A 20,344-nucleotide genomic window follows, 5' to 3' on the forward strand; every position below is an offset into this window, starting at 1 on the left:
CCTCCTAAGTTAAGTTGACGCGGCGCTATTTGACGCTCAAATCAGAGATGACTTGCCGCTCATGGCGCTCGCGTTCGTTCACCACATCGATCAGCTTTTTTGCCAATGCCTTTGGACTTCCTACAAACTGGCAAAATCCGGAGTCGATAATGGCTTGCGGCTGACTTGAGCAGGTGCTCAAACTTGGGTCTTGCGCCCAAAGCTGGCTTTGGTTGTCCTGAATGCTTGCCAAATATTGCGAGCCGTCCTGACCCATGCCAGAAAAAATGATGCTGACCAAATCACTGCCGTAAACATCGCTCATATTTTTGAGCAGCTGACCAATCGCAGGTTTGTACTCCCCCGCCCACGGCTGCGGTAATAAAATCACCCGACCCTCTGAGTCGCAAATGATTTGTTGATCAATCGGCGCAATCAGGCAATATCCTGATTGCAGTCGCCGAGTTGAGGTGATGATTTGGCAATACCACGTGTTATGACGATTTAAAATCCGCGGCAGGGTTTCAATCATGTTTTGGTTAAAATGATGGGCAAGCAGCAAGCAAATCGGCAGACTTGGCGGCAAGTGATCCAAAAACTCTTTAACCGCTTCAGGTCCGCCCATCGATGCGCCCAAAAACACCACCAACTGCCAAGGTTTACTTTGGTTTGCGGTATTTTTTGCCACTAACAGCTCAGGCAAATCCAACAGTTGCGCAAATTTGCGCTTCAGCTTGCGCTGCCATTTGGCGTATTGCGGCAGCTCATTTAAGTAAGGCGCTCGGCTAAAGCCCACCAGAACGGCGCTGTAATTTGAGGCGGCAATGGCATCGATAATAAACTCATCGTAATCACTGTCAATGAGCCAAATATCGATGTTGGGGGGCTTAGGTTTTTGCGCGAGCTGATCACGGCTGACGCAATCAATCAGCAAAAAGCCGCAGCTTTTGACCGTATCGCTAAACGCCAAACGCTGCTGCGGATTTTCTGCTACCACCAGCACCGTAATGTCCGAAGCTGGCTTGTTTTTTAGCGCCTCAATGCGCTGATTAGCCGTCATGAACCTCGCCTAAGGTGATGCCAAGCAGGCTTTGGATGTTATCAAGCAGCTGATTTTCTTGGAATGGTTTTCCCATATAGTCGTTGACGCCAAGCTCAAAGGCGCGCTCGCGGTGTTTTTCCCCCGTTCTTGAGGTAATCATAATAATAGGAATATGCTCTAAGCGGCGGTTATGGCGGATTTGGGTTGCCACTTCAAAGCCATCCATTCGCGGCATTTCAATATCAAGCAAAATCAAATCTGGCGTCAATTCTTGCAAGATTTCAATGGCATCAATACCATCTTTTGCCACGACCGCGGTTAACCCTTGGCGCTCAAGGAATCGTGAGGTGACTTTGCGAACCGTCACTGAATCATCCACCACCAAAATGGTGGGCTGATGCTCGGATTTTTTAGCCACTTTTCGGCTGCCATCATTGACTTGCTTGACATCTTTGATCACTGCAGCATTTCGAAGCAGTGCCAGCATGTCCAAAATCAGCATCACTGAGCCATCGCCCATAATGGTTGCCGCTGAAATTCCTGCCAAATGCGACAGCTGACGACCTAAAGGCTTGACCACTACCTCGATCCGTGATCCTGCAATTTGATCCACTTGTAACGCTAAATTTTGTCCGGTACGGTTTTTAACGATGATTACCGGCAAGCTTGAGTTGGTATTTACAATCAATTCATTCAATCGGCTGCCAGTTAAGATTTCATTGAGATAATGAATGCGATAATCGATATCATCAATGCGCATGGTGGCGCGATCGGACTGATAATAATCAAACAGCTTTTCTGGCTGAACCCGAACCACGCGCTCAATCTGAACCAAAGGAATGGCGTAATAGCGATCAGAAGCGCGAACCACCAACGCATCTGATACGGCAACGGTCAATGGCACCCGAATGGTAAATCGCGAGCCTTGATTGGCTTGAGAGTTGACCGAAACCAGACCGCCCAACTGCTTAATTTCGCTGATCACCACATCCATGCCAACGCCGCGACCTGAAATTTGAGTCACTTGCTTGGTGGTGGTTAATCCGGCATTAAAGATATATTGCATGACATCAAGGTCAGAAAGACTTTTGTCGTTGGCATCGATCAGCCCTTGTGAGATGGCTTTTTGGCGAACGGCTTCAACGTTAATGCCGCGACCATCGTCGGTTAAGTGAATCACCACTTCACTGCCTTCGCGGATCACCTCAAGGATGATTTGACCGCTGCGCTCTTTTCCTAAATTTAAACGCTCTTGCGGGCTTTCAATACCGTGGTCAACCGCGTTTCTGAGCATGTGCTCAAGTGGCGAGGTGATGCGCTCAAGGATGGTTCTGTCCATTTCATCATCGGCATTGACGATGGTCAATTCAACCGACTTGTTTAATTCATTCGCCGTCTGCCGAACGATCCGCTCAAGCCTTGGGGTCAATCTAGCAAATGGCACCATTCTTGAATTCATCAACCCATCTTGAAGCTCAGTTTGGGTTCGTGACAGTTGCAGCAGCAAATTTTCACTGTCACGGGTTTTTTCAAGTAACGTGCTATTAATATCGACCAAATCCGATGCCGACTCGGTCAATGACTTGGACAATTGGTTCAAAGAGGAGTATTGATCCATCTCAAGCGGGTCAAAACCTTCTTTTCCCATCAGCTCAGTGTCATCAATTTGCGCTAAAATCTGCGCTTCAAGCTCGATTTCCATCCGTCTGAGCTGATCGGCTAGACGCTGAATGGTAACGCCCATCTCCTCAATGCTGTTGGTTAAGCTGCTCATCCCCATATCAATTCGCGCGCGGTTAATCGCCGACTCGCCCGATAGGTTGATCATGCGCTCAATCAAATTGCTTGAAATGCGGATCATCTCGTTGCTGCTGCTTTGCTCTTGTGCCACAAAGCTGCCGCGCATTGAGGGCATCTGACTAATGTCTGCCGCCCCAAATATTGCCTCTTGCTTAGATTTTGCCGCCAATACGGCACTCAGCTCAACTTGTAGCGACTGACTTGGTACTTGCTTTAAGCTGTCAGGGTTTTTGCTAAATTGGATTAACGCCTCAATGAGCGCTTTTGGCATGGGCGGGTTGATTTGGTGCTTTAAGATAAATAGCGCATCGGCAAGCCAATCGTGACAAGCTTCTAGCAACTGAGCGATCATTTTCGTGGCAGGTCGGCGGCGAATGGCAAGCTCTTCGTAAACCGTTTCCATTTGGTGAGCCAAATCAGCAATGCCATTGGCGCCAACCATTCGCGCGCCACCTTTAATGGTATGCAAATCCCGCTGCAACGCCTGTAACGCCACAATATCGCTGATGTTGTTTAAAAACAATTGCAGATATTTATTACTGCTGACAATTAGCTCATCAGCTTCTTCTAAAAAGACCTCTAAAATGTCAGGATCAGGAAGACCATCTTGCCAAGATTGATTGATGAGATGGTCAAGATTGACCGTCTCTAAATTTTCATCAGAAGGGTTCTCTTCTACCTCATCAGCTTGCAAATGATTTTGTAGCGCCGGCAATAATAACGTGATCTGATTGGGAAGCGTTTGTAATTGAATAAAGTCTTGCAACTGCGCAATCAAATCTGCAGCAAAAAACGACTCCCGATAGCGAATCACATAATCAATTTGCAAAGACAGTGTGTCTTGAACCGTCTGCATGATATCCAGCCACTGCGCCGTTGGGGCAAGGCGGTTTTCAACAAACGCCTCATAAACGCTTTCAGCTTCGTGGGTCAAATCGCCAATGCTATGAATCCCTGCCATCCGAGCGCCACCTTTGATGGTGTGCAAATGGCGCTGAAGGATTTTGAGGGCAGCACTGTTGTCTTTGTCCGCGCGCCATTGGCTAAAGGTTTGCGCAATGGCATTATCAAGCTCTTGGGCTTCTTCCAAAAAGATTTCAAGCAGCTCAATATCAGTATCAATAACTTCAAGGGATAACTCATCGGCTTGAACGGTTTCCACAGAGGGCACTAAAAGATCGCGAGCACTGTCTTCTAATCCTGCTTTTGGTCTGACTTCATTTGACTCGGAAGCTTCTGGCGCGGCTGTTACTCTCTCATTTTGAAGGTCAGCTTCATCACTTCTATCACTTGGCAACTGATCGCCAAGCTGACCCAATTCTGCGATCACTTGCTCATCAACTTTAAGCGACATGCTTCCGGCAAGCGCATCAAACAGCCCTACCAGCTGATCATGACCGGACAACAGCAAGGTTTGAATATCTTTATCGCGAGCCGCGCTTACGTGATGGTATAAATAATCATAAGCATGAGCCAGCGCTGATAACAACCGCGAAAACTTCGGTGAGCTTGCCGTCGCTTTTGCCAATTTGGCAATTTGCTGCTGCTGCTGACCGATATAAAACTGCGTCTGATCGGCGTTGTCATCACTTAATGAATGCCGCAAATAGCACTCGGCATCAAGCAGCGTATCGATGCCAATTTTTAACAGCGCCGCGACGCTAAAGGGACTCTCTGCAAGCGCCGATTTTGCTTCAGAATGATCCAACATGGTTTGCAAGGTGCTTAAATTTTGCGGGCTTTGTTCTTGAACGCTGTCCGACGGCTGCGATTGGTCTTCTTGATAGGCATCCAAATAGCTGTCAATCATCTCAATGGATTTGGCAATCGCTTGCAAATGCTGAGCGTCCATAAGCGCATCTTGCTGCTGAAGCTGCTCAAGGCTTTGCTCAATCGCCGCGCTCACCTCACTGATTGCCGCCAAGGCGCTCGCGCCACCTGCCGCCCGAAGCGTATGGAACGCACGAACAATTTCATCGCTAACTTCCACAAAATCTGAATGTTTATTGACCTCAACAAACTCATCAATTTGGTTCAACAAATCATAAGCTTCATCAATAAAAATCGCGGCAAAGGCTTGCTCTTCGGCGCTTTGACTTGGAATTTCTGCCAAAGCTTCACTGATAATTTCTTGCGCGGAATGACAAGCTTGTAAGACATGATCGGGCGCCGCTAACCCTGATTCTGAGTGCAATTGCGGATCAGTTTGAGGCAAACCCTCATTGATGAGACGTTGATAATTAAACTCATCGCCAAGCTGCTTACTAAACGCTTGCGCGCAAGCAATCCAGAGCGGAACGTCTTGAGGATAATCTGCCGCCGCGCCATGATTTGCAAATACCGCAATCAGCGTTGGGTAATGATGGATGACATCGCCAACCAGCGCTACCAAATCTTTTGACGGCGTTATGGTGCGATCAAGCAAGCGATTGAGCATATTTTCAATTGCCCAAGCAAGCTCGCCGGAGTAGCACGCGCCAACCATTCGTCCGGAGCCTTTTAAAGTATGAAAACCGCGGCGAATCTCGGTAAGGGGCGCAAGATTATCAATATCTTGCTGCCAATCTTCATAAAGTGGCGTAATTTCTGCCAAAACTTCTTCTGCTTCCTCAATAAAAATCTCTTTAATATCAGGATCAGCATCTTGCGAATCTTCAGGAAACGTTAACTCGTTGACAATAGTTTCTAAAACTTGTGGCAGCTTTTGCTGAGAGATCGCCGCAACCTGCTCAGCAAAAACTGGCGCCGTCTCTTTTGCCGAAAAGCTTTGCGCTTCATGATCGTTTATATCCTCACTGACAACTGGATTTTCGGCTGTTATATCGTCATTGAGCGTCACTGAACTTTGTAATGGCAAATCAGAAATACCCTCAAGCCCCGACATAAGCGGTTTTCCTGACAGCAAGTTTTGACTTTGTAAAATAAAGGTCGCCGGATCACGGCTTGGCGGTCGCATTGCCGCAAAATCTGCCACCCAAGTCGGCAATTGATCAAGCGTTTGGCGAACCAAATCAACCACTTCATATGATGGCGACAGCGTTTTATCCAACACCCGATTTAAGAGCATTTCAATCGCCCAAGCCGCCTCGCCAAGACTAAATGCGCCAACCATCCGCCCTGAGCCTTTAAGCGTATGAAAGCTGCGGCGAATCTCAGTAAGCAGGGTCAAATCCTCCGTATTTTGCGACCAAAGTGGCACCAAGTCCGCCAACTCATCACTGACTTCTTCCGCCTCTTCAATAAAGATGTCACGGATGTCACTGTCCATGCTAAAGTCATCTTCAGGAAGCTCATCATGGATGGCGGCAAGCTCGGTGCTGATCGCCAAATTTGCAATTTGACTTTCAGCCGTTGTTAAACCATCAACTTCTGACTCACTAATATCATAAGCCAGCAACTCATCAGCAATGGGATCAAAGCGCTCAGCATCTTCTAAAATGCCGTCCTCGGATTCAGAAGGCATCACCTCGCCTTCATCATCATAACGAACCACCGAATGGTCAATTTTTGGAAAAATGCTGATGTCATTAATAGCCGCTGGGTTATCTAAAAGCTGATCAAATAACTGATCAGCGTGCTGAACTTGTAAAACGGCTTTATTAAGTAAGTTTTGGTCAAACACCTGCTGCGCCAAATAATCAAGAATCAGCTCAATCGCCGATAAGCTGTCTGCAAGCGCTTGGGTTAACTGCCAATGGATGGGCTTAACTTCTTTTTCCGCCAAAGTTGCAATCAGCTCGCCAAGCTTATCCGTCAGCGGTCGAATGCTCTCAAGCCCCATGTCATCAAAAGCATCGCCAATATCAAAAAACGCTTCAAGGGGCGGCAGTAAATACGGCTGCTGACGCTGAACATACTCATTAAAATGCTGCTTGACATCTTCAACCGCAATCCTCAATTGACGCAAGGCATCATCCGAAAATTGCAATTCTGCCGATGGCGTCTTCTCGGTTGGCAAAATAAACGACGTTGCCGTGCCAATCTTATTTTTAATGCCCTGCTCAGTTTGATAAATGGCGCTGTAAAGCTCTTGCAACTGACGTTCAACTTGCCAATGCAAATCGCTAGCCTTGGCATTATCGTCGTTAACATTATCTGCCATGATTTCAAGCTGGGCTAAAATTTGCGCGGCTTGAGCGGCATAAAGCGACCAGCCGCGAATACCAAGCTGGCGCTTGATTTGCGCCATCGGAATCAACTGCGAGCTTGGATCATCAAGCGCAAAAATGACGGCTTCAATGCTTCCTAAAATCCGTGGTAAAAACGCTTGCTCAACTTCATTATCATCCGTTAAATGCTGCAATACTTCATTGGCAGGCGCTGTTAGATTGTCAAGTAAGCTTAAATTGATATAAATATCTGCAATCAAAGCCTGAATCTGATCGTCAGATAAAGGTTGGGACTCATGATTTGGTTGGCTATAGTCGTTAATGATGTGTTCTAATTTCACCAAAATTGGCGCAAAATCAGTTGGCGCAGCTTCTGAGTTATGAGCAAGATTTTGTAGCCAAACGTCCGTTAAAAACCAAAGCTGTTGCTGATCGATTGATAATTGAGCGTGCCATAAATATTGGCTGACCTTTACTAATGGCGCTAACAGTGCAGCTTGCTGATCTTGGTGTGGACTCCTATTTTGATCAACTTGACAACTTACCGCCAGCTTTTGACATTGCTGATGCCAAACGCTCAGCAATTTTTGATATTGATTGGGCTGAAAAGTGAGGACTTTTTTAACGGTTGGGACTTCAATCTCAATCGCTTGATTAAGGATATCTGACTTTGCTAAAGCCTTCGCATCTAAAGCAGCGGTCGGTATGGTGATCGAGTGGTTGGAAAGATAAAACTGATAGCGGTTGAGGATCGCTTCAAGAAGTTGATTGGTTTTAGTGACCAAAGTTTTACGATAGCTGCCGCACTGACCAAATTGAGCCAGCTCAAGGCTGAGCAGCTGATGGGCAAATTGTGATTGCTTAACTTCTATTTTGGTTAACTTTGGCAGTAGATCTTGATGCGTTAAGACACTTAAAAGCTTGGCAAGATGAGCAAGGTTTGGCAGATTTGCCATGGTCAGCGCGCCGCTGATTTGATGATAAAGATGAGGCGCATCCAAAGTTTCAGCACCCATTACCGCTGGCAACGACTCAGTATCGACCTTTTGCTCACGACTATCTAATAAACGCAATTTTTCTTGAATGATGGGCAATAACCAATCAAGCGATGCCATCTCATTGGGCTGGTTTTTCATAGGATTGTCCTAATAAGGTTATCGTTCATCCAACGGGTCAAAGCCAAATTAAATCAGTAAGCATCCTGCTAACCACGTTTTATTCTCTGATCATTATAGCCAATTTGACCTTGTTGTTAAGACTCATCACTGATTTTTTGCCAAGCATTAATCAACGGGTGTTTTACTTTGCGCATATTTTTTGGTCGCCAACTTAACCCTTCACTAGGTGCTAAAATAATATGACCACCGATGGCGCAAGCTTGCGTAAGTTTGGTCAAAATATCGCGCTGATCAAACTTGCGAAAATAAATCAGCACATTTTGGCAAATGATGACGTCTTGGTCGCCAGTTGGAAGGTCATCACAAAATATATTGTGCCAAATAAAGCTGGCATGATCTTGAAGCTTAGAGCTGACTTGCCAAGGCAAATCAGTTAGCGTGTCATTTGTCTGATTTTGACGCGAGACTGAGGTCACAGGGATCATTGGGATCAAAAACTGCTGATAAGCGTTTGGAATAAAACGGCGCGTCCGTCCCTCATATTGAGCACTTTTTGCTTGAGTTAACGCCTTTTGGCTGACATCTGAGCCTAAAATATGATACTGATCAATTCCTTCTGACGCCAGCATCATCGCAAGCGACCAAACTTCTTGACCATTAGCGCAGCCCAAGCTCCAAATCCGAAAGGGTTTGTGATGGCTTTGATGACGGTTTGAGGTAGAAGCTTTGGCAAGGTTGACAATAAAGTCAAGGGAGGGCGGATGACGAAAAAAGCGGCTTTCTAAAATAAGGACTTCATCAAGTAGAGTTTGGCGCAGTATTGGATCCATAGTCATGCGCTGCCATAACACCTCGATACTCAACTGATTTGACCGCGCGGTAGCTTCTACAGCATGAACTAACCAGCCTAGCTGCTCGGTTGGCAATACAAAACCAATTTCACTTTCGATAAAGCGCCGCCAAAGCTGGATTTCTGCCTTTGATAAGGAAACCATAGGCTGAGTAACGCTTTGGCGTTTGATCGTTTCAAATGATCGATTAAAATGAGAGCTCACGGATCAAAGGCGCTCCAATCAATCTAAATTAAACAATTTGAAAGCCGTCATGATGCGGGGTTAAATGCTCATCATCGTTAGACAGTTTAAAGCCTGCCACCGACTCTTGCAGCGCTGCTGCCATTTCATTAAGCTCACCAACAGAGCGCGCCGTTGCCATCGTTCCTGAGGACGTTTGCGAGGTGATGTCTTGAATAATGTTCATGGTATTTGAAATGTGACCTGCCGAGTCCGCCTGCTGCTGAGCGGCGTTTGAAATGTTTTGGATCAAATCTGCCAAGGTATTAGAAACGTTTTGTACCTCCTCAAGCGCTTCGCCAGCATCTTTTGCCAATCTTGCACCGCGAACGACTTCCGATGTGGTCGATTCCATCGACATCACCGCTTCGTTAGTATCTGCCTGAATGGTTTTTACCAAAGTTTCAATCTGTTTGGTCGCGTTGGCTGAACGCTCAGCCAAACGTTGAACTTCGTCGGCAACGACCGCAAACCCGCGACCCGCTTCCCCTGCCATCGATGCCTGAATGGCGGCGTTTAATGCCAAAACGTTGGTTTGATCCGCAATGTCGTTAATCAAGCTTACGATATCACCAATCTCTTGCGAGGACTCACCCAAGCGCTTAATTCGTTTTGAAGTTTCTTGAATCTGATCACGGATGACGTTCATGCCTTCAATTGAGCGCTGAACCACATCCGCGCCTTTATAAGCAATCGCAACCGAGCGCTGAGCAACCGCTGCCGACTCGGTCGCGTTGGTCGATACTTGGTCAATAGAAACTGCCATTTCGTTAATTGCCGCAGAAACGCCAGCAATTTCTTGAGCTTGGTGTTCAGAAGCTTCCGCCAATTCAACCGCCGTCAGCTGCGTTTGCTCAGAAGACTGAGAGACACGGTCAGCCGTGCTGTTAATGACCAAAACCAACTGGCGCAATTGGTCAATTGCAAAGTTTACCGAGTCCGCAATCGCACCGGTAAAATCTTCAGAAACGGTCGCGTTAACCGTCAAATCCCCTTCCGCCAAGTCGCCCAACTCATCCAGCAGTCGCAAAATTGCCATCTGGTTGCGCTCGTTTTCCTCTTGAATTTGGCGGGCGCGCTCAGACTCAGTTTCCGCTTCTTGGCGGCGGCGCAGCGTTTCTTTTTCAATCAATAAGCGCTCACTGCCACCACGCTGTTTTAACAGCTGCGTCAAGGCGTAAATAAGCCCCAAAATTCCCAGCAAAAATCCCAATGCAGGCAGCACCGAGACATGCTCAAAATCTACAGAGCTTGCCAACCAAAATAAACAGCCCAAGCTTACCAAAGCAAATAGCCCCAGTAACGCCTTCCAATTGCTATTGTCATCCATCGTGATCGGCAAGTTATTTTGCGCGCCGCTCAACGGATTTTTGGTATCACTCATCGTGCTTATTCCTTTCAAACAGTCGTCTAAGTCGTATGAAAACTAACTTTAGGCCAGTTACGGTCATCAATGATGATAAGGATGGGCAAAAAGTCGAAAAATCGCTGACAAACTCTTTTGATGTCAGCCTTAAATCCTAAAGCAAATCAATAATTGAGGCGTCAAATAAAGCCGTCGCCAAAATCGCGATGGTGTTAGATCGACGCATCAATATAACGCGGGTCTTGAGCCAGTAAACTTGGCATAAAAATAAACCAATCTTGGCGATTTTTTAAAAATTTTCCATGATTGTAAGGCGCAAATGGCGAATCAATATCAATGGCTTCAGCCCGATATTGGTTCTTTGAAAACTGCTCAATGCCTAACACCTTATCGACCAGCAATCCTGAAAATATAGCGCCTTGGTCAATCACCATCACTTTTTTTTGGCTTAACGGTTTTGCTCGACCAGGAAGCTGCAAAAATTTTGCCAAATCGGTTAACGGCAGCAACCTACCGCGAACGTTTGCAATGCCCAAAAGCCACGGCTGAACCATAGGAACGCTGGTAAATTCCGGCATGTTCAGCACCTCTGAAATCTCACCCATCGGAGCGATAAGCTGCTGACCATTGATTTCAAACACCACGCCGCGCCAATCGGTATCTTGACCGCCCTGACGACCGCTTTTTCGTGCTTTTGCCAGATCTGCCAGCCGCAACAGCTCAATAAATCCGCGAGACGCCACAAGTTACTCCGTTACGCTTTTAATAATGCGTACCAATTCAAACTCATCAACAGGCTTGGTCAAATATTCTTTGGCGCCTTGGCGCTTGCCCCAAACCCGATCGGTTTCTTGGTTTTTGGTGCTGATAATCACCACCGGAATGTGTGCTGTGGCTTTATCGCGAGTAATTTTGCGCGTCGCTTGAAAGCCATTCATTTCAGGCATGACCACATCCATCAAAATCACATCGGGCAAATGGGCGACTGCCATCTCACAGCCCTGCTCGCCATTTGATGCCTCAAGAACGTGAAAGTTGTTTTTTGCCAACATATCACGAAATTTCGCCATTTCAGATGGCGAGTCATCAATAACTAATACCGTGGTCATGAATATTTCCTTATACATCATCAGCTTATTCATGGTTTAAAAAAATTCTGCTATAAAGAATTTTTTACCTAAAAATACCCATGATTGCCTGCTTATCTTATGACTTAAGTCACACTTTTTTATTCAATCTTTCAATCCGCTTTTTGGCTTCGGTATTGATTGATCGCATCAAACAGCTCATCTTTACTAAATGGCTTGGTCAAGTACTCATCCGACCCCACAATTCTGCCGCGCGCTTTATCAAATAATCCATCTTTTGATGACAGCATGATGACGGGCTTGTCGGCGTAATCTGGGTTGTTTTTAATGAGCGCGCACGTCTGATAGCCATCTAGTCTTGGCATCATAATATCCACGAAAATAATATCTGGGTTGTTATCAACGATTTTTGCTAAGGCATCAAAGCCATCGATCGCCGTGACCACCTCACAGCCTGCTTTTTGAAGCAAGGTTTCGGCAGTTCGGCGGATGGTTTTTGAGTCATCAATGACCATCACCTTTAGCCCATCAAAATTGTTTTCCATGATTTTATCCTATCAACAGCTCGTTTTGGTTTGGCTTTGTTTGATATCAATAACCTTGCATGGCTCAAACATTGATCCCATGCAGCGTTAGCTTTTGCAGTTTTTACTTAAATTCTGTTCATTTGCTTTTGCCATGGCTTTATTTTTTAAATGATCAGCCTTCAAGCAAACGTTAAAATAATAATTTTGTATATCAACGATGACCCGTATCATAGCAAATAATGGGCTTTAATTGATTAATTTTTTAGCGATGCGTTATTTTAATAAAACATAACTTATCTTTGGTAAAACTAGGGCTAAAAACGATTTTTCATAGCGCTTTACCAAAAACTACCGATTATTCATGCAATTATTTTTATAATAGCTCAAAAGCTTTGGGCACGGGCAACGTAACGCTCGTTTTAGCATATTATAGCGCCATTTGCTAGCGCTTTTAACGACGAATGATGACTAATGCTTGTAAAAATGGCACTGATAAAAAGTCGTTATATGCTTTGCCATTGACCATTTTGTCGCGCAAAGCTTGTGAGCAAGCCAAACTTGGCTAACCTTTGTTTTTTATTTCACTTATAAGGCGTTTTGGCAGTGATGCGACCAAACTTTGGTATGACCCACCAACTTTTCATCCTCAGCATGCTTTTAGCCGCGCTTGGCTTAGCGTCCTGCAAACGCCCTGAAGACAGCCGAGCCGCAACGCTTAGCCACAGCCAAAAGGCGCAAAAAGACAAGGCTAATTTGCCCATTATTATCGGTGACGACCGCGTTACCATGTCATCCGATCACATCTTGACCATCAAGCCATCGCGGTATCAGCCAAGTTTGGGGCTTCAAGGGTTGGTTGAGCCGATTAAACAAACCAAATTCAGCGCGGCTCAGGAGCTTATTATTGATCAAGTTTTGGTCAAAAAAGGTCAGCATATTGAAAAAAATACGCCGCTATTTATTGTTCATTTGCCCCAAAAAAGCGTTAACGAGATTGAAACTAGCCTTGGCGATGAAACCTCGCGCGTAAGCGATACCAATAACGAAAGTGATGCCAGCGATAATAAAAGCAATAACCTTGATAGCAATGACAACAATGACGCCTCAAACGTAGCTTTGTCATCGGCTCAATCATCAACGCCGATCGTCATCAAAGCCAGCTATTCGGGGCAGGTTGCTGATATCTTTGTCAATGATAACGATCAAATCACCGCCAAAAAGCCGCTGCTACAAATGGGCGATGACCGTGATTTGCGCTTTGTTGCTACCTTGCCGATAGAAGCAAAGCCGCAGTTGTCCGTTGGGCAAACGGTCAATTTTACCGCCGATCATCTTACCGACACTTTTAGCGGTCAAATCAGCAAACTACAAGATGGCAGCAAGCCTAATGAGCTTTTGGTCGTGGTTCATGTGATTAACAATGATATCAGCCGCGCCAAATTACGACCAAATATGATGGCAGCCGGTCGCGTTGATTATGGTCAAATTGAGGTAGGAACGATTGTTCCGGTTGAGGGCATTCATGATGTGGACTTATCGGCGCTTCAAAAGCCGCCGTATAAACCATTATCCCCGCTCCCTGCTAACGTTTGGATCATCAAGCAAGATCAGCGCTTAACCCGCCAGCCGGTTGAAGTGATTGAATTTGACCCAAGCACCAAGCAGTATTTGGTGGCAGGAATTAGTAACGACAGTCTGATTTGTTTGGCAAATTTGCCCATTGAATCGGCAGGTAAAAAAGTCATCGTGTCTTAATGACGATTTTTAGCGCAAGCTTTGATTTCACTTCATTTCGCCTTATACCACTGATTACAATTGGCAGAAATTGTAACAAAGTGTCTATTGTTTCGTAAGGTGGCTTTTAGGCAAAATAGAACAACGATGGCAGAGTTAAAATCTCCGCGTTTTAAAGAATTTTTATAATAACAACTGATTTTTATTAACCTTGACTACTTTTATCTTTAGCACTTTTATAAAGGACACATTATGAGCAAACAGATTTTATTGATTGAAGACGATCCAGATTTGGCAGAATTGATCAGCGATTACTTGACCATGAACTATTATGACGTTCATCATGCAGGGCTTGGTCAAGAAGGGCTTGATATTTTGGACACCAAAGAGCGCGATATTGATCTGGTCGTGCTTGATTTGATGCTTCCTGATATGGATGGGATGCAAGTTTGCCAAAAAATTCGCGGCAATAAAAACAATTTGACCAACAAAGTGCCGATTATCATGCTCACCGCAAAAGGCGATACCACCGATCGCGTTTTGGGACTTGAGATGGGCGCGGACGATTATATTGCCAAGCCGTTTGAGCCGCGCGAGCTGCTTGCTCGAATTCGCGCTGTCATCCGCCGTCATGAGCAGCCAAACCAAGCCGATAGCCAATCCGACAGCTTAACCTTTGGTCGATTGAGCGTATTTCCTGACAGCCATGAGGTGACGATTGATGACAAACCCGTTCGTTTAACCACGCATCAATTTCAGCTATTGCACTATTTTGCGACCCATTCAGGAAAAGTGCTTAACCGCGAGCAGCTTTGGCAAGCCATGCCAAACGATGACAGCTCGGACAACATTGATCGCGCCATTGACGTTCATATTTCGCGCCTGCGAGCGCTGATTGAGGACAATCCGCGTCAACCAAAACGCATTATTACGGTTCGCGGCGTGGGCTATCAGTTTGCTACCGATCAAGTTTAAAAGTTAGCCTGATTATCTAGGATTATTTAGGCGTTTTAAAAGCAGCATCAGCAATCAGCTGACGATCATTGCTGCAAACCATAGAGAGCGTTATGCAGCAATTGGGGTTTCGGTCAGTTTTTGCCAAATTATTTGCAAGTGTGATGCTGGCGCTGATTTTATTTGCCGCCGCGATGGTTGCGCTCACCCAACTGGTTCACGATAAAGACGCCGGAATTCGCTCTGAAGTTTTGGCAACGCAAATTTTGGGACAAATTGATCCTTTTTTGCAAGAATTAAACATTGCTGTGAATAAAGAAAACCGCCTGCAAGCACGATTTATGCTGGCGGTGGTCAAAAAAAGCTTTGATATTTTTGATGAATCCTTGCAAGCAAAAATGGGGCTTTATGATGCCGATGGTCATTTGCTCATGCAAACGGACAATAGCGATTTACCGCTTGAGCTGCCCGCAACCCCGTCATTACTCACGCTAATTTTCCCCTCTTTTTCTGACGCTCAAGCAACGCCGCAAGCTCAGGTGCTGAGCAGTACCGGCTATACGCTGCTTTATGAATCAAGGCTGCCCCCCAAAAAACCGGTATTGTCTGCCGCGCTCAATTTATTCACCGGAACGCTTTTGCTGCTGATCATTATGGCAGGGGTGCTTTGGTGGATCGCGCGATCCATGACGTGGCAAATCAATCAGATGAGCCGGCAAATGGTGCAATTGGGCGATGGTGATTTTAGCGTTCGGGTCAATGCTCGCGGTAGTGATGAGATTGCAACGCTTGCGCGCGGATTTAACCAAGCAGCGCAAAAAATCGAGCATTTAATCAATGCCAACAGCTTACTTTTAGCGCACGCCTCGCACGAGCTTAGAACGCCCATCACTCGAATTCGCTTGCAAGTTGAGATGATGGACATGCTTGCTGCAAGTATGCCTACTGATACCAAAGCCAAGTTTGATAAACGCGCTCAAGCGATCAACCGTGATCTGTCAGGGCTTAACGATTTGGTTGAAAGCATTTTGTTGGTCAGCCGCTTGGATGCCGGTCACGCCATGCAGCAAGTTGAGCGCCTTGATATTTACGATTTGGTCAACCAAGAGCGCCAGCACTATCCTGAGGCGACCTTGATAGGCGAGCATTTAACGATTGATGGTCAGCCGCCGCTGCTCACCCATTTGATCCGCAATTTGCTCGACAATGCCATGCTTCACGGCACGCCGCCGGTCACGATTTTGGTTTATGGGGTTCAAGCGTTGGACAGCGCCGGAGTTGTTCCAGATTATTTGCTGCAAGCGGTTATGGCAAATAGCTTTTTTGTTGATGATAATGATGAATTTCAGTGGGCAGCAACGATCATTGACCCTGATCAAGATGAAACCAGTTTAGAAGTATTTGCCGATCCTATGGTTTATTGCAATGGCGATTCGGTGAGCAACCATACCGCGCCCGTTTTTACCACCGTTTCTATTGATAACGGCAATCCGCAAACGCTCAGCAACCGTGCCTTTTTCCCTATCAGTGACCTGAGCTTTTGGCTTAAGCAAGCAATTTGGCGGCAACCTGCCTCTAAGCTTGAAGCCAACCCTCACAGCAATAATAAACCAGAAAAATCAAAATCAGCGAAACCTCACCCATCAGCGGCAAAAGACAAAAACGAAACCGCGCAAAAAGAAAGCTTATTTAAAAAGCATCTTCGCAAAGTCAAAGCTGAACCGGTGCGTCCGGCACCAAAATTTGCCGTTATTGCTGTGATTGATGAAGGTCATGGAATCCCTGAGGACAAGCGCGAGGAGATTTTTAGTCCGTTTGTGAGATTGCAGCAAAAGAAAAAAGGCTCAGGGCTTGGCTTGTCGCTTGTCTCCCAAATTGCCACCGCCCATCAAGGTCAAATCACCACCGACACCATCAATGGTCACACGCGGTTTTTGGTGGTGCTTCCCGTTCGTCACGACCCGCATTTTCGCTATAACGACAAAGTCAAAGCGGCGAAAACCACCAAAGCCAATGCCAGCGAAAAATCTGCTTAAGCATTGGTGATTTGGGATTATTGTTAAGCCAATGAGTTAACTACAGTTTTAACATTCTAATTGCTCATGAGTCAGTCATTCCCTGTCATATCCAAATCACTTGAAAATATGCTATATTATCGCCCCTTAATCTTGCGCAAATTGTATTGAGGCTGCGTATTTTTTTCATAACTTATTGAGCATTTCATGACGGATATGATCGTTTTAAACGAGGTGACCAAGCGCTTTTTAAAAGACCGCGCGGGCAAACGCGAAGATGCTGCGGCTAAATGGTTTACCGCCGTCGCGCCGACCACATTAAGCGTCAAGCAAGGCGAGATTTTTGGGCTGATGGGGTACTCTGGCGCCGGAAAATCAACGCTGCTTCGGCTGATTAATTTGCTTGAGCGTCCTGACAGCGGTCGCGTGGTGATCGATGGCGTGGACTTGATGAGCTTATCGGCAAGCGAGCTTCGGGTGGCGCGCCACAATATCGGCATGATTTTTCAGCAGTTTAATTTGATGAGTAACCGCACCGTTTTTGATAATGTGGCGTTTAATTTGACTGTGTCCGGATTTGCTCGCGATAAGATTAAAGCTCGCGTGATGGAATGCTTAGAGATCGTTGATTTGACCGACCGCGCGGGTCATTTTCCAGCGCAGTTGTCCGGCGGTCAAAAGCAGCGCGTGGGCATTGCTCGCGCCATCGCCCCAAGTCCCAAAGTGCTGCTTGCCGATGAGCCAACTTCCGCGCTTGATCCTGCCACCACCCGAAGCCTACTTGCCTGCCTACAAGACATCAATGACAAGCTTGGGGTGACGATTGTGATTGTCACTCACGAAATGAGCGTGATTCGCAGGCTTTGCCACCGCGCCGCCCTTTTACATCAAGGCGAGCTGCTAGAAGTTGCGCCGATTGTTGATGGCAATATTCAAGCGGCAACGTTAATTGGTCAAGGCTTGGTTCAAGAAGATTGATGAGGCAACACAAATTATGATTACTGGTTCAGAACTTTCCACCGCCATCGATAAATTGGTGGCGCTGCGCCCAGAGATTTTGCAGGCGACCATTGACACCTTTGTGATGCTTGGCATTTCAACGTTTGCTGCCATCGTTATTGGCGGGCTGTTTGGCATTTTTTTATTTTTATCCAGCGACCGGCAATTTTTGCAAAATAAAGCGCTTTACGGCGTGCTTGGCGGCATCACCAACTTTATGCGCGCCTTCCCGTTTGTCATTTTAATGATCGCCATGAGTCCGCTGACCAAGACCATTATTGGCACAGGAATTGGTCCGATTGCCGCATCACTAGTGTTGGCTATTGCCGGATCGTTTTATTTTGCAAGGCTGGTTGAGCAAAACTTGCGTGAAGTGCCGCGCGGGATTATTGAGGCGACCGAGTCGATGGGCGCGCGCCCTTTGACGATCGTTAAAGTGCTGCTTAATGAGGCGCGATCAGGTCTTGTGCTCTCGGTGACCATTTTATGTATTAGCTTGCTGTCTTATTCGGCGGCGGCGGGGATGATCGGCGGCGGCGGCTTGGGCGATTTGGCGATTCGCTACGGCTATTATCGCTATCAAACGGAAGTCATGGTCTTTATTGTGGTGATGCTATCGGTCATGGTGATCGCCATTCAAGCCATTGGCAATTGGCTCGCCGTGCGCTTGGATAAACGCTAAACAAGCAATAATTGCCAATAATGAGACTGCTGAAATTGGTATCGTTGTCATTTTGAAATTTATTCAAGTTATCATGCCAATTTATACTTAAGCCCAAGCTTGACTTTCAAGGTCAACGCAGTTAATTTTGAAAAGTTTACCATTGTCATTACCGTCCATTTTGCGATTTTACTTTAAGGATCATTTATGAAATTGACAGATATCAGCCGTCAGTTGGCAAGCGCGTTTGCTGCTGTTGGGGTGTCAGGATTAGTGCTCGTCGGTTGCAGCAACTCATCAGCGCCTGAAGCCACCAAAGAACAAGTTAACGAAACCGAAACGACGACAACGACCAGCGGCGAAACAAATAGTGCGGCAAAAGGCGATATTGATCCTGACCATACCAAAATCGTGATCGGCACGACCGAAGGCGACTTTGCGGATATGGTTCGCAATCAGGTGAAAAAAACGCTTGAAGATCAAGGTTATCAAGTGGAATTGGTCACCTTTACCGATTATGTTCGCCCAAATTTAGCCTTAGCGGAAGGCGATTTGGACATCAACATTTTCCAGCACAAGCCGTACCTTGATACTTTTAAAGCTGAAAACAAATTGGATTTGGTTGAGATTTTCCAAGTTCCCACTGCCCCACTTGGCATTTATTCTGGTAAAAAAACCAAGCTTGATGACGCATTTAAAGGCATGAGCGTGTCAGCGCCAAACGATCCAAGCAACTTTGCCCGCGCTTTGGTGATGATGAATGAGCTTGGTTGGATTAAATTAAAAGACAATATCGATCCATTGACCGCCTCCAAAGCGGACATCGCCGATAACAGCAAATACGACATCAAAATCGTTGAATTGGAAGCGGCGCAATTGCCACGCGCTCGCGATGAAGTGGACTTTGCCATCATCAACGGCAACTACGCCACCGACGCTGGCATCAAACTTACCGATGCCTTGTTCCAAGAGCCAAGCTTTGCTTACGTGAACTGGTCGGCGATAAAAGCAGCTGACGTCAATAAAAAATGGGTCAAAGACATCACCGAAGCTTACAATTCGGACGCCTTTAAAAAGTATGCTCATGACAGCTTCCCAGGCTACAAATATCCCAAAATTTGGGGCGCGGATGATAAAGCGCACATGGGAAACAGTGAAGACAAAGCGGCTGATACTACCAAAACGAATACGGCGGCGGCTAGCGAAGCTGAAAAAACAAAATAAGCAGAACGACTATTTTAAAACGCTCATTACGATGGGCGTTTTTTTATACGTGTTTTTCACCTAAACCTTTCACTTCATAAAAAAAGCCGCAATCATTATTGCAGCTTTTTTATGATTAACGGGCTTACTGAACCAACGTCGTCGTTTCATGAACCTTTTCAGCAGGGTTGTATTGCTCAGAAGTTGGGGTGACGCCACTGCGGTTATTGGCTTTTAAAGATTTGGCAACTTCAGGCGGCATATAGTTTTCATCGTGTTTTGCTAACACTTCACTTGCCACAAAAGTTTTGCCTTGCATTTTTCCAGTGGCAACAACGCCTGAATTTTCTGCAAACAAATCCGGCAAAATCCCTTGATAAGTCACAGGAACGGTCGATTTAAAATCGGTGATGGCAAATTGGACGCTTAACGGGTCATTGGGCGCGCGCTGAACGCTTCCTGCAACCACCATGCCGCCTGCGCGAATGCGCTTATCTTGAGGCGCTTCGTTTTGCGCAATCGCCGTTGGGTCAAAATAATAATCGGTCTGCTGACCGATGGCATAAATGACTAAGGCAACTGCAATGGCAGCACCAATTAGCGTGAACATGACCCACATGAGTTTTTTGCGACGAACGGCATTCATTCTAAAGCCTCATAACTTATCTTACTGATA

13 protein-coding genes and 1 pseudogene are annotated in these 20,344 nt (G+C 46.1%); 6 read left to right on the forward strand and 8 right to left on the reverse strand.

From position 1 onward, the window contains the following. Positions 1 to 25: 25 nt before the first annotated feature. The 7 genes and pseudogenes from HF322_RS05570 to pilG all read right to left on the reverse strand — a co-directional run bounded on the left by HF322_RS05570 (position 26) and on the right by pilG (position 12,120). Entirely contained in the window at positions 26 to 1,039 is a 1,014-nt protein-coding gene (locus HF322_RS05570) for a chemotaxis protein CheB (RefSeq protein ID WP_169392422.1), read from the reverse strand. Continuing rightward, the gene (locus tag HF322_RS05575; RefSeq protein ID WP_169392423.1) at positions 1,029 to 8,066 is read right to left on the reverse strand and encodes an Hpt domain-containing protein; all 7,038 of its coding nucleotides are present in this window, start codon (positions 8,064 to 8,066) and stop codon (positions 1,029 to 1,031) included. The genes HF322_RS05570 and HF322_RS05575 overlap by 11 nt, the downstream gene beginning before the upstream one ends. 116 nt (positions 8,067 to 8,182) lie before the next feature. Further along, positions 8,183 to 9,103 (reverse strand): CheR family methyltransferase, encoded by a 921-nt coding sequence (locus tag HF322_RS05580; protein WP_169392424.1) that lies wholly within the window; start codon positions 9,101 to 9,103, stop codon positions 8,183 to 8,185. Between the two features lie 28 nt (positions 9,104 to 9,131). After that, positions 9,132 to 10,190, reverse strand: a pseudogene (locus HF322_RS05585) (methyl-accepting chemotaxis protein); the annotation flags it as partial. Between the two features lie 509 nt (positions 10,191 to 10,699). Then, complete coding sequence (locus tag HF322_RS05590) at positions 10,700 to 11,230, reverse strand: chemotaxis protein CheW (protein WP_169392426.1); 531 nt, start codon at positions 11,228 to 11,230, stop codon at positions 10,700 to 10,702. Positions 11,231 to 11,233: 3 nt separating this feature from the next. Next, a complete protein-coding gene (locus HF322_RS05595) occupies positions 11,234 to 11,596 on the reverse strand; it encodes a PleD family two-component system response regulator (protein WP_169392427.1) in 363 nt (120 codons plus the stop codon). A 131-nt stretch (positions 11,597 to 11,727) separates the two neighbouring features. Continuing rightward, complete coding sequence (gene pilG, locus HF322_RS05600; protein ID WP_169392428.1) at positions 11,728 to 12,120, reverse strand: twitching motility response regulator PilG; 393 nt, start codon at positions 12,118 to 12,120, stop codon at positions 11,728 to 11,730. A gap of 588 nt (positions 12,121 to 12,708) precedes the next feature. Here pilG and HF322_RS05605 point away from each other — a divergent pair. The 6 genes from HF322_RS05605 (at position 12,709) to HF322_RS05630 (ending at position 19,689) form a co-directional block, all read left to right on the forward strand. Beyond that, on the forward strand, positions 12,709 to 13,857 hold the full coding sequence (locus tag HF322_RS05605) for an HlyD family efflux transporter periplasmic adaptor subunit (protein WP_169392552.1): 1,149 nt from the start codon (positions 12,709 to 12,711) through the stop codon (positions 13,855 to 13,857). A 231-nt stretch (positions 13,858 to 14,088) separates the two neighbouring features. Next, a complete protein-coding gene (locus HF322_RS05610) occupies positions 14,089 to 14,811 on the forward strand; it encodes a response regulator transcription factor (protein ID WP_169392429.1) in 723 nt (240 codons plus the stop codon). Positions 14,812 to 14,903: 92 nt separating this feature from the next. Next, positions 14,904 to 16,826, forward strand: coding sequence for a HAMP domain-containing sensor histidine kinase (locus tag HF322_RS05615; protein WP_169392430.1), 1,923 nt, complete (start codon positions 14,904 to 14,906; stop codon positions 16,824 to 16,826). 186 nt (positions 16,827 to 17,012) lie between these two features. Further along, positions 17,013 to 17,783: a methionine ABC transporter ATP-binding protein gene (locus HF322_RS05620; RefSeq protein WP_169392431.1), complete on the forward strand. Its 771-nt coding sequence runs from the start codon at positions 17,013 to 17,015 to the stop codon at positions 17,781 to 17,783. Positions 17,784 to 17,799: 16 nt separating this feature from the next. Further along, positions 17,800 to 18,486: a methionine ABC transporter permease gene (locus HF322_RS05625; protein WP_169392432.1), complete on the forward strand. Its 687-nt coding sequence runs from the start codon at positions 17,800 to 17,802 to the stop codon at positions 18,484 to 18,486. A gap of 186 nt (positions 18,487 to 18,672) precedes the next feature. Continuing rightward, positions 18,673 to 19,689, forward strand: a complete 1,017-nt coding sequence (locus HF322_RS05630) for a MetQ/NlpA family ABC transporter substrate-binding protein (RefSeq protein ID WP_169392433.1) — start codon at positions 18,673 to 18,675, stop codon at positions 19,687 to 19,689. 124 nt (positions 19,690 to 19,813) lie between these two features. On the opposite strand, the gene ccmE is transcribed toward HF322_RS05630, so the two are convergent. Further along, complete coding sequence (ccmE, locus tag HF322_RS05635; protein WP_169392434.1) at positions 19,814 to 20,314, reverse strand: cytochrome c maturation protein CcmE; 501 nt, start codon at positions 20,312 to 20,314, stop codon at positions 19,814 to 19,816. Positions 20,315 to 20,344: the final 30 nt, after the last annotated feature.

This window comes from Psychrobacter sp. MF31, from assembly GCF_012847335.1.
Taxonomy (GTDB): Bacteria; Pseudomonadota; Gammaproteobacteria; order Pseudomonadales; family Moraxellaceae; genus Psychrobacter.

Bases quoted from the DNA above. Each gene is read 5' to 3' on its own strand.
- HF322_RS05610 (WP_169392429.1), top strand. From the start codon at position 14,089: ATGAGCAAACAGATTTTATTGATTGAAGACGATCCAGATTTGGCAGAA.
- HF322_RS05625 (WP_169392432.1), top strand. From the start codon at position 17,800: ATGATTACTGGTTCAGAACTTTCCACCGCCATCGATAAATTGGTGGCG.
- HF322_RS05575 (WP_169392423.1), bottom strand. From the start codon at position 8,066: ATGAAAAACCAGCCCAATGAGATGGCATCGCTTGATTGGTTATTGCCC.
- ccmE (WP_169392434.1), bottom strand. From the start codon at position 20,314: ATGAATGCCGTTCGTCGCAAAAAACTCATGTGGGTCATGTTCACGCTA.
- HF322_RS05570 (WP_169392422.1), bottom strand. From the start codon at position 1,039: ATGACGGCTAATCAGCGCATTGAGGCGCTAAAAAACAAGCCAGCTTCG.
- HF322_RS05605 (WP_169392552.1), top strand. From the start codon at position 12,709: ATGCGACCAAACTTTGGTATGACCCACCAACTTTTCATCCTCAGCATG.
- HF322_RS05615 (WP_169392430.1), top strand. From the start codon at position 14,904: ATGCAGCAATTGGGGTTTCGGTCAGTTTTTGCCAAATTATTTGCAAGT.
- pilG (WP_169392428.1), bottom strand. From the start codon at position 12,120: ATGGAAAACAATTTTGATGGGCTAAAGGTGATGGTCATTGATGACTCA.
- HF322_RS05595 (WP_169392427.1), bottom strand. From the start codon at position 11,596: ATGACCACGGTATTAGTTATTGATGACTCGCCATCTGAAATGGCGAAA.
- HF322_RS05630 (WP_169392433.1), top strand. From the start codon at position 18,673: ATGAAATTGACAGATATCAGCCGTCAGTTGGCAAGCGCGTTTGCTGCT.
- HF322_RS05620 (WP_169392431.1), top strand. From the start codon at position 17,013: ATGACGGATATGATCGTTTTAAACGAGGTGACCAAGCGCTTTTTAAAA.